The organism is Stenotrophomonas sp. FW305-C-20-S1 (assembly GCF_058783335.1).
The window spans coordinates 249,205-257,711 of the sequence record NZ_JBYTEK010000001.1; the positions used below are offsets into that span (position 1 = coordinate 249,205).

Consider the following 8,507-nt stretch of genomic DNA (forward strand, 5'->3'; position numbering starts at 1 on the left):
TATCCTTTCCACCCACGCCAGGGAGCTATCCCGATGCCATCGCTGTCGCCCCGCCGCCCACTGGTCGTGCTGGCCCTGATCATCGTGATGGCGGCCATCTTCCTGGTCGATACGGTTACCGACTACGCCGTTGCCGCTGCCTGCTTCTACGCTGCCGTCATCCTCGCAGCGTCACGGCGGCTGCCCGCGCGCGGCCTCATCGCCCTTGCGGCAGTCTGCATCGCATTGACCGGCCTCAGCTTCTTCCTGACCCGCTTCGGCACCTACCGCATCGGCCTGGTCAATTCAGCGATCGGCATGCTGGTGATCGGCATCACCACCTACCTGGCATTGAAGATGGAAGCGGCCAAGGCCGCGGTGCAGGATGCACAGGCGCGCCTGCTGCGGGTGGCCCGCGCCTCCACCGTCGGCGAGCTGACCACCTCCATCGCACATGAAGTGAACCAACCGTTGGCGGCCATCGCCAGCAGCGCCGAAGCCAGCCAGCGCTGGCTGGCCCAGGAACCGCCGAACCTGGACAAGGCGCGCCAGACCATCGCCCGCATCGTCGCCGACACCCATCGCGCCAGTAACGTGATTGCCCGCATCCGCGGCCTGACTCAAGGCGCCGCGCCAGAGCGCCAAGCCTTCGACCTCAACCTGGCCACCGAGGAAATGCTGGCACTCTCGCGCAGCGAACTGGAGCAGCATGGTGTGACCGTGGCGCTGGTGCTTGGCAGCGACCTGCCACCCGCCCACGCCGATCGCGTGCAGGTGCAGCAGGTGATCGGCAACCTCATCCTCAACGCCGTCGATGCGATGTCGGACACGCCCGTGAGCGAGCGTAGGCTGTCCCTGCTGACGGCGCACGATGGCCGCGGCCACGTCAGCCTGAGCGTGCGCGATCGTGGTGTCGGCCTGCCCTCGGAGCAGACTGACCGCGTATTCGATGCATTCTGGACCACCAAGGCGAACGGTCTCGGCCTGGGCCTCAGCCTTAGCCGCTCCATGATCGAAGCCAACGGCGGCCATATCCGCGCCGAACGACCGGCCGGTGGCGGCGCCTGCTTCATCTTCGAGCTGCCCACGGCCACGGAGGCTGCGCATGCGTAAACCGACCACAACACCTGTGGAACCGTCACCGATCGTCTACGTGATCGACGACGACGCCTCGGTGCGCGCCGCGCTGGAGGATCTGCTGGCCTCGATGGGCCTGCAGGTGCGGGCCTTCGCCTCCACCGGGGAATTCCTTGCCCACCCGCGGGACGACGCTCCGTCATGCCTGGTGCTGGACGTGCGCATGCCCGGGCAGAGCGGACTGGATTTCCATCGCAGCATGGCCAGCCACGATCTGCACCTGCCGGTGGTGTTCATCACCGGCCATGGCGACATCGCCATGGGCGTCAATGCGATCAAGGACGGCGCCATCGAATTCCTGACCAAGCCGTTCCGCGACCAGGAACTGCTGGACGCGATCCACAGAGGCATCGGGATCGATCGCCAGCGGCGCCGCGAGGGTGATGCGCTGGGGGCATTGCAGCTGCGCTGGGGCACCTTGAACGCCGGCGAGCGCGAGGTGGTTGCCGGCGTGGTGCGCGGTCGCCTGAACAAGCAGATCGCCGCCGACCTGGGGGTCAGCGAGATCACCGTGAAGGTGCGTCGCGCGCAGGTCATGCGCAAGATGGAAGCACGCACGCTGGTCGATCTGGTGCGCATGTACGACCGGCTGCAGGCCGCTGCGCCATGACCGCCTGCGTGGCCCTGCTGCGCGCGGCCAATGTCGGCGACACCGGCGCAAGCTGTTCATCCATTGCGGCGATGGCATGGCCGCTTCACGCCTGCGCGTACCCTGCATCACACACGGCACGGCACGCAACCTCAACACCGTGGGCAAGCTGGCGATGATGGCCGCTGCCCTTCACTGAGCCGGGGCCGTTACCCGCGCGCCGCTGCGATGTTCCGTTTCAACCGTGTATCGGCCAGCCCCACCACCAGCAGCACGATGCTGGTCAGCCACCCTGCCGCCAGCAGGTGCATCCATGGCAGCACGAAGCCGAGCACGACCAGAACCCCTGCCCCCACCAGGTGCGAGTGCGGCACGCGGCCGTAGACCGCCCGCTTGTACAGTGCGCTGCCCAGCAGGTAGATCAACGGCCCCGCTGCCAGCATCGCGGCATACGACAGGGTCACCCTCGCCTCCGGTTCGTCCATCACCAGGTCGTTGCCAACGGCGGTAGCGATGATGCCGGCGATCAGCAGCGCGTGCACGTAGTGGAAATAGGCGCCGATGCGGCCCGGGTCGTCGGAACGGGTGATGGTGTCGGTGGCGTCGCGGCTGGAGATGCCGAAGTACAGCCACCACATCGCGATCGTACCGGCAAAGGTCGCCAGCACTGCCGACACCACCGCGCCACTCCAGTGCTCCACCTCGCTCAGCACGCCGCCGGTTGCCAGCAACGTCTCACCCAATGCGACGATCACGAACAACTGGCAGCGCTCGGCCAGGTGCCCACCTTCGATGGTCCACTCGCGGGTACGCGAACGGCCAAGGCCCGGAAACGCGAAGCCGAACATCGGCGAGATGTACTCGCAGGCGACAGCCACCGCCCACAATGCCAGCCGCGCATTGCCCTCGACCGATGCACCGGCCAGCCAGAAACAGGCCGAAACGCTGACCCAGGCCAGCATGCGCCTGAAGTTGGCGGCCAGCGGGTGCGAGCGCCCTACTTCCAGCAGCACAAACAGCGTCCGCCCTACCTGCATCGTGGCGTAGGCACCGGCGAACATCCAGGCGCGACCGGCAAAGGCTTCCGGGATGGACGAAGACATCAGCAACGCCAGCAGCATCGTGACGAACAACAGGCCACGGATACGCGGCGCCTCCGGGTCGAACCAGTTGCTGACCCAGCACGCGTACTGCCAGCCAAGCCAGACCGCAAACCACAACACCAGCGTCTGCAGCACGCCCAGCAGGCCCAGGTGGTGCAGCAGGTGGTGGCTGAGCTGGGTGACCGCGAACACATAGACCAGGTCGAAGAAAAGTTCTTCGTAGGTCACCCGTGCATGATGGCCGTCGCGACGACGCAGGGCAGGAAGACGGGGCGTTGCCGGCATCACGGATCCTCGGTTCAGCGGCCCAGCCGCCAGAAGATGACACCGGCCACCAGCGCCGGCACGGCAAACACCAGCAGCAGGATCGGCAACTCCTCGCGCACCGTATAGCCCGCCCGGCTGACCCCCACCCACATGTTGGCCACCGATACCAGCAGCCAGGTGCCGATGAAGGCCAGCAGCGCCGTTGGCAGCTGAGGGCTGCTTGTGCTCCAGAGCCTGCCGAACAGCGCGAAGACGGCCAGCAGCAGGAACCCGCCGACGATCACCAGAAGCACGTGCATGGTCACTCTCCCCGATGGCTGCCATGCAGCCTATCTGCGGCCGAGTGTGCGCTGCAGAGGGTGATCATGGATTCACTTTCCGCGCACCGCGAACAATCCCGTCGTCGCTCATCCGATAGCAAATGCGAACCATTCCCATTACTATCGTGGCACCGCGCAGGGCTGGCCCTGCGTGGCACCCCTTCCTGCCTACGCCGCTCTCCCGGATGTCCACGCCACCGCACTCCCCGCCACCTGTGCTGCCGTTGGTGTCCTCGCTTGTGCGCCACTACGAGGATCTGGTGGATTACCTGCGCCGTCGCTTCGCCTCACCCGGGCTGGCCCGCGAGGTGGTGCACGACGTCTGCGTACGCCTGCTGGAGCGCCCCGAACCGGCCGGCGTGCGCCAGCCGATGGCGCTGCTGCGACGGATGGCGCATGACGCTGCGGTTGATCGTTGCCGTGCTGAAGACCTACGTCGCCAGTGGGTGGAACCGCGTGCCGAACTGCCCGATGCCGCCTGCGAAGGTGCCGGCCCGGCCAGACAGGCCGTTGCCGCGCAGGAACTGGCACGGCTTGTCGACGTCATCCGTGCGATGCCCTGTCGACGCCGCCAGGTGTTCATCCTGCACAAGATCCATGACGTTCCGCAGGCTGCGGTTGCCCGCCGCATGGGCATCGGCCTGAAGGCGGTCGAGCGGCATCTGCGGTTGGCGATGGTCGATTGCCGGCAGGCGCTGCCGGTGAGGGCGCTGACGTGACAGCGCCCCCTCGCCCGCGCCCTCCACTCCCGGACAAGGCCGGCACGCCTTCGCCTGATCGTCTGCTGGAGCAACATCGGGACACCCTCAAGGCACTGTTCCCGGTACCCGATCCGGCGCAACTGTATCGCCCCCACCGCAGCCGGCAGATCGGCGGGGCTGCGCTCGGCCTGCTGCTGGTGGCTGGACTGGGCGGGCTTTACGCTGTCGATCCCGGCTGGCAACAGCACGATTACCGGACGGCCATCGGCCAACGTCGCAACGTGCTGCTGGCCGATGGCAGCCGTATCCAGCTGGATGCGGGCAGCCATCTGCAGGTGCGCAGCCATCTGCGTTCGCGCCGCGCGGTGCTGGTCTCCGGACGCGCCCGCTTCGACGTGGCGCCCTCGCGCTGGCGCCGGTTCCAGGTCGATGCCGGGCCCGTGCAGGTGCGCAACTACGGCACGGTGTTCGACGTGGAGCGACGCGGTGACCGCAGTGAAGTCCGCCTGTGGCGAGGCGAGGTCGGCGTGCGCGTTGCTGGCCGTGACGGCGAGCAGCACCTGCAGCCTGGCCAGCAGCTGCTGGCAGGGACAGGGCCGGTGCAGCTGCCGCAGCCGATCGCCACTGGCAGCGGGGAATGGACGCAGGGCCGACTGCAGTTCGCGCAGGCCCCGCTGGGCGAGGTGGTACGCAGCCTGCAGCGCTATCACCACGGCGCAATCGTACTGGACGAACCCGGACTGGCCACGCTGCAGGTATCGGGCGTGTTCGATGGCGACCATGCCGCCACCGCGCTGGCGCTGCTGCCGGAGATCCTGCCCGTCGCCGTCCACGTCCGCGGCGACGGCAGCGTGCACATCTCCGCACGCCACTGAATTCGGCACCGAGGGTGGGTTATGGCCCTGCTCATACGGCTGCTGCATGAACCCCTCTGAAGGACCCCGCATGACCCGCATTGCCCTGCCCGCCGCCCTGCGCCGCCTGACGCCTGCCCTGCTGGCCGTCAGCCTGTGCGCCGCCCTTCCGGCGGCGGCGCAGTCCACCCCCACGGCGGTGGACGTCCATCTTCCGGCCGCCCCGCTGCAACAGTCACTCAATGCGGTGGCCAGGCAGAGCGGCATCCAGCTGCTGTTCGCTGCAGACAGCGTTGCCGGCCGCCAGGCGCCAGCGCTGGACGGCCGCTATGCCCCGCGCGAAGCACTGCAACGGCTGATTGCCGGCCAGGGCCTGAGCATCGAGGAACGCTCGCCGGGCGTGTTCGTGATCCGCAGCGCGCTCGCTACGGCAGCTGCGGCGGCAAACACGGAGCGCCCGCGCACTGCGCCAGCGCCGGCAGCCGCAACCTCGCTTGGCAGAGTGACTGTGTCGGCGTCCACCGCGCGCATGCCGCAGGGCGAGACCGCCATGCCAAACACCATCACCGTGCTCACCCGTGAGGATGTCCAGCAGCAGCTGGCATTGGGCTCGGATGTGTCACGCGTGCTGTCCTCGCAGATCCCGGCCTTCGCTCCGGCACGCGAGAAGATGTCCAACTATGGCGAAAGCATGCGCGGGCGCGGCATCCTGTACATGGTCGACGGCGTGCCGCAGTCAACCCCGTTGCGCGACGGCTCGCGTGATTCGCATACCATCGATCCGGCGATGATCGAACGCATCGAAGTGATCCACGGTGCCAACGCGCTGCAGGGCATCGGCGGCACCGGCGGCATCGTCAACATCATCACCCGCAGTGCGCCGAGCGAACCGGGTGCTTTCCTGCTGGACAGCAGCCTTTCGCTCACCGCCGCCTCGCCGCGCCGGCGCGATGATGACGGCCAGCGCGCTTCGGCACTGGTGGGCATCCGCGGCGAACAGTTCGACCTCGTGGCCGGCCTCGCCCATGAACGGCAGGGCCTGTACTACGACGGCGACGGCCGTGCGATCGGCACCAACGCGCAGGGCGAGCTGATGGATTCGACCTCGACCAACATCTTCGCCAAGCTGGGCTGGAACATCGCCGAAGGCCAGCGCGTGCAGTTGATGGCCAATCGCTACGAACTGCGTGGCCTGGACAATTACCTGCCTGTGGATGGCAACTTCCGCACCGGTCGCCCGGCCACGTCGGTGCCCGGCGATACGCCGCTCGATCCGCCGATGAACCGCTCACGCTCGCTGACCCTGGACTACGGCAATGCCGATCTGTTCGGCGGCCAGTTCCTGGCACAGGCCTTCGCGGTCGATTTCGAAGGGCGTTACGGCGCCAGCCAGTGGGACCCTTGGGGCAACACGGGTGCCAACGCCGCCTGGGACCAGACCCAGAATGAATCAGACAAACGCGGCTTCAAGCTGACCCAGAGCTGGCGTCGCATCGGCGACACCTCGCTGGACGTGACCCTCGGGCTGGATGGCCTGCGCGACCGCACCCATCAGGTGCTGCTGGCCAGCGGCCTGAACTGGGTGCCGCTGACCACCTACCAGAGCCTGTCGCCGCTGTTGCAGCTGCAGTGGTGGCCCACCGACCACGTCATGCTGTCCGCAGGCCTGCGTTACGAAAAGGGCGAGCTGGAGGTGGGCGACTACACCACCCTGCCCCGCTACGGCGCACGCAAGGTGGCCGGCGGCAAACCGACGATGAGCGAGACGCTGCCGAACTTCGGCGCGGTCTGGTACATCAATGACCGTCTCAATGCCTACGCGTCGTATTCGGAAGGCTACACCGTTGCCGATGTTGGCCGCGTGCTGCGCGCGATCAATCGCGATGGCCAGCGCGTGGACAACCTGGTGGACCTGTCGCCGGTGGTGTCGGACAACCGCGAGATCGGGCTGGAGTATGACGACGGCCGCTTCAGCGGCGATATCGCGTACTACACCTCCGAATCCAAGCTGGGTTCGGTACTGGTCTATGACGCCGGCATCGATGCCTACAACGTGCAGCGCCAGGCTACCCGGGTGGAAGGCTTCGAGACCAACCTGCGCCTGCGCCTGGGTGACAGCCACCTCGGCATGGGCTATGCCCGCGCCAATGGCCGCTATGACGCCGACCTGGATGGTCGTCTGGAAAGCGATCTGGCAGGCGTCAACATCGCCCCGAACCGTCTGACCGCGTTCTGGGAACAGGGCTGGACCTCGCAGCTCAGCACCCGTCTGCAGGCCAGCCATGCCTTCGATCGCGACTTCGACCTGCGCGGCGTGCCGGTGGCCAGCTTCAAGGGCTACACCACGGTCGACCTGGTCGCCCGCTATGCGCTGGGCAAGAGCAGTTTCACCCTGGGCGTGCAGAACCTCGCCAACAAGCAGTACATCACCTACTACTCGCAGACCACGCCATCCAACCCGAGCTACTTCGCCGGGCGTGGGCGAGTGCTTACGCTGGGGTGGCAGTATCGCTACTGAGACATGGCGCCTTATGGGTGCCATGAATTCTATGCGTGACGCGATGAAGGAGGCCCATGCTAGTTTCTGGGCCTCCTACATCGGTGCCCTCCCATGCGCTTGCAGACCCTCGCCATCACGCTCGCTGCCCTGCTTCCCGCTGCGGCCTCTGCCGCCGAACCGACGCTGCCGCAACTGCGTGCCTACACCGTTGATGCCTCCTGGCTGCAGCCGATGGCGCCGCTGCAGATTGCCGATCACACCTGGCAGATCGGCACCGAAGACCTGACCGCACTGCTGGTGCAGACGCCGCAGGGCGCGGTGCTGCTCGATGGCGGCATGCCGCAGATGGCCGACCACCTGCTGCGCAACATGAAAGCGCGCGGCGTTGCGCCGCAAGATCTGCGCCTGATCCTGCTCAGTCATGCCCACGCCGATCACGCCGGCCCGGTTGCTGCGCTCAAGCGCAGTACCGCTGCGCAGATCGTCGCAAATGCCGAATCTGCGGTACTGCTGGCACGTGGCGGCAGCAACGACCTGCACTTCGGCGACGACATCACCTATCCGCCGGCAACGGCGGACAGGATCATCATGGATGGCGAGGTGGTCTCGCTCGGTGGCGTCGACATCACCGCGCACTTCGTGCCCGGCCATACCCCGGGCAGCACCGCCTGGACCTGGACCGACACCCGGGGCGGCAAGCCGGTGCGCATGGTCTACGCCGACAGTTTGAGTGCGCCGGGCTATCAGCTGCAGGCCAACCCGCGCTACCCGCACCTGATCGAGGACTATCGCCGCAGCTTCGCCACGGTGCGCGCCCTGCCCTGCGATGTCCTGCTGACCCCGCATCCCGGCGCCAGCGGCTGGAACTACGCCGCCGGTGCATCAGCGGGTGCCAAGGCAATGACCTGCCAGGACTACGCCGACACGGCCGAACGCAATTTCGACGCGCAGTTGAAGAAGCAACGCGAAAAGCAGCGTTGACCAGGCGCGGGGGCGAGCCCCCCCCCCCCCCCCCCCCCCTTCCCCCCCCCCCCCCCCTCTTTGCCCGGGGATTAGT

General features: G+C 67.3%; 8 protein-coding genes. 6 read left to right on the forward strand and 2 right to left on the reverse strand.

The annotated features are described in order from the left end of the window. Positions 1-33: 33 nt before the first annotated feature. Positions 34-1,092, forward strand: coding sequence for a sensor histidine kinase (locus AC3WTC_RS01110; RefSeq protein ID WP_492710135.1), 1,059 nt, complete (start codon positions 34-36; stop codon positions 1,090-1,092). Further along, on the forward strand, positions 1,085-1,726 hold the full coding sequence (locus tag AC3WTC_RS01115) for a response regulator transcription factor (protein WP_492710137.1): 642 nt from the start codon (positions 1,085-1,087) through the stop codon (positions 1,724-1,726). Before AC3WTC_RS01110 ends, AC3WTC_RS01115 begins: the two co-directional genes overlap by 8 nt. A 188-nt stretch (positions 1,727-1,914) precedes the next feature. Here the strand turns inward: AC3WTC_RS01115 and AC3WTC_RS01120 are convergent, their stop codons facing one another. Together AC3WTC_RS01120 and AC3WTC_RS01125 are read right to left on the reverse strand one after the other, a co-directional pair. Then, positions 1,915-3,093, reverse strand: coding sequence for a low temperature requirement protein A (locus AC3WTC_RS01120; protein ID WP_492710138.1), 1,179 nt, complete (start codon positions 3,091-3,093; stop codon positions 1,915-1,917). 14 nt (positions 3,094-3,107) lie between these two features. After that, complete coding sequence (locus AC3WTC_RS01125) at positions 3,108-3,374, reverse strand: hypothetical protein (RefSeq protein ID WP_025874431.1); 267 nt, start codon at positions 3,372-3,374, stop codon at positions 3,108-3,110. Between the two features lie 206 nt (positions 3,375-3,580). Here AC3WTC_RS01125 and AC3WTC_RS01130 point away from each other — a divergent pair, with 206 nt between their 5' ends. The 4 genes from AC3WTC_RS01130 to blaL1 all read left to right on the forward strand — a co-directional run bounded on the left by AC3WTC_RS01130 (position 3,581) and on the right by blaL1 (position 8,431). Further along, a complete protein-coding gene (locus AC3WTC_RS01130; RefSeq protein ID WP_492710140.1) occupies positions 3,581-4,114 on the forward strand; it encodes an RNA polymerase sigma factor in 534 nt (177 codons plus the stop codon). Continuing rightward, a complete protein-coding gene (locus AC3WTC_RS01135; RefSeq protein ID WP_492710142.1) occupies positions 4,111-4,971 on the forward strand; it encodes a FecR family protein in 861 nt (286 codons plus the stop codon). Before AC3WTC_RS01130 ends, AC3WTC_RS01135 begins: the two co-directional genes overlap by 4 nt. 70 nt (positions 4,972-5,041) lie before the next feature. After that, positions 5,042-7,468 carry a TonB-dependent receptor gene (locus AC3WTC_RS01140; RefSeq protein WP_492710144.1) on the forward strand — a complete coding sequence of 809 codons (2,427 nt, stop codon included), beginning with the start codon at positions 5,042-5,044 and terminating at the stop codon, positions 7,466-7,468. A 93-nt stretch (positions 7,469-7,561) separates the two neighbouring features. Next, positions 7,562-8,431: a L1 family subclass B3 metallo-beta-lactamase gene (gene blaL1, locus AC3WTC_RS01145; protein ID WP_492710146.1), complete on the forward strand. Its 870-nt coding sequence runs from the start codon at positions 7,562-7,564 to the stop codon at positions 8,429-8,431. Positions 8,432-8,507 lie beyond the last annotated feature (76 nt).

Bases quoted from the DNA above. Each gene is read 5' to 3' on its own strand.
- AC3WTC_RS01140 (WP_492710144.1), top strand. From the start codon at position 5,042: ATGACCCGCATTGCCCTGCCCGCCGCCCTGCGCCGCCTGACGCCTGCC.
- AC3WTC_RS01120 (WP_492710138.1), bottom strand. From the start codon at position 3,093: ATGCCGGCAACGCCCCGTCTTCCTGCCCTGCGTCGTCGCGACGGCCAT.
- blaL1 (WP_492710146.1), top strand. From the start codon at position 7,562: ATGCGCTTGCAGACCCTCGCCATCACGCTCGCTGCCCTGCTTCCCGCT.
- AC3WTC_RS01110 (WP_492710135.1), top strand. From the start codon at position 34: ATGCCATCGCTGTCGCCCCGCCGCCCACTGGTCGTGCTGGCCCTGATC.
- AC3WTC_RS01125 (WP_025874431.1), bottom strand. From the start codon at position 3,374: ATGCACGTGCTTCTGGTGATCGTCGGCGGGTTCCTGCTGCTGGCCGTC.
- AC3WTC_RS01130 (WP_492710140.1), top strand. From the start codon at position 3,581: ATGTCCACGCCACCGCACTCCCCGCCACCTGTGCTGCCGTTGGTGTCC.
- AC3WTC_RS01115 (WP_492710137.1), top strand. From the start codon at position 1,085: ATGCGTAAACCGACCACAACACCTGTGGAACCGTCACCGATCGTCTAC.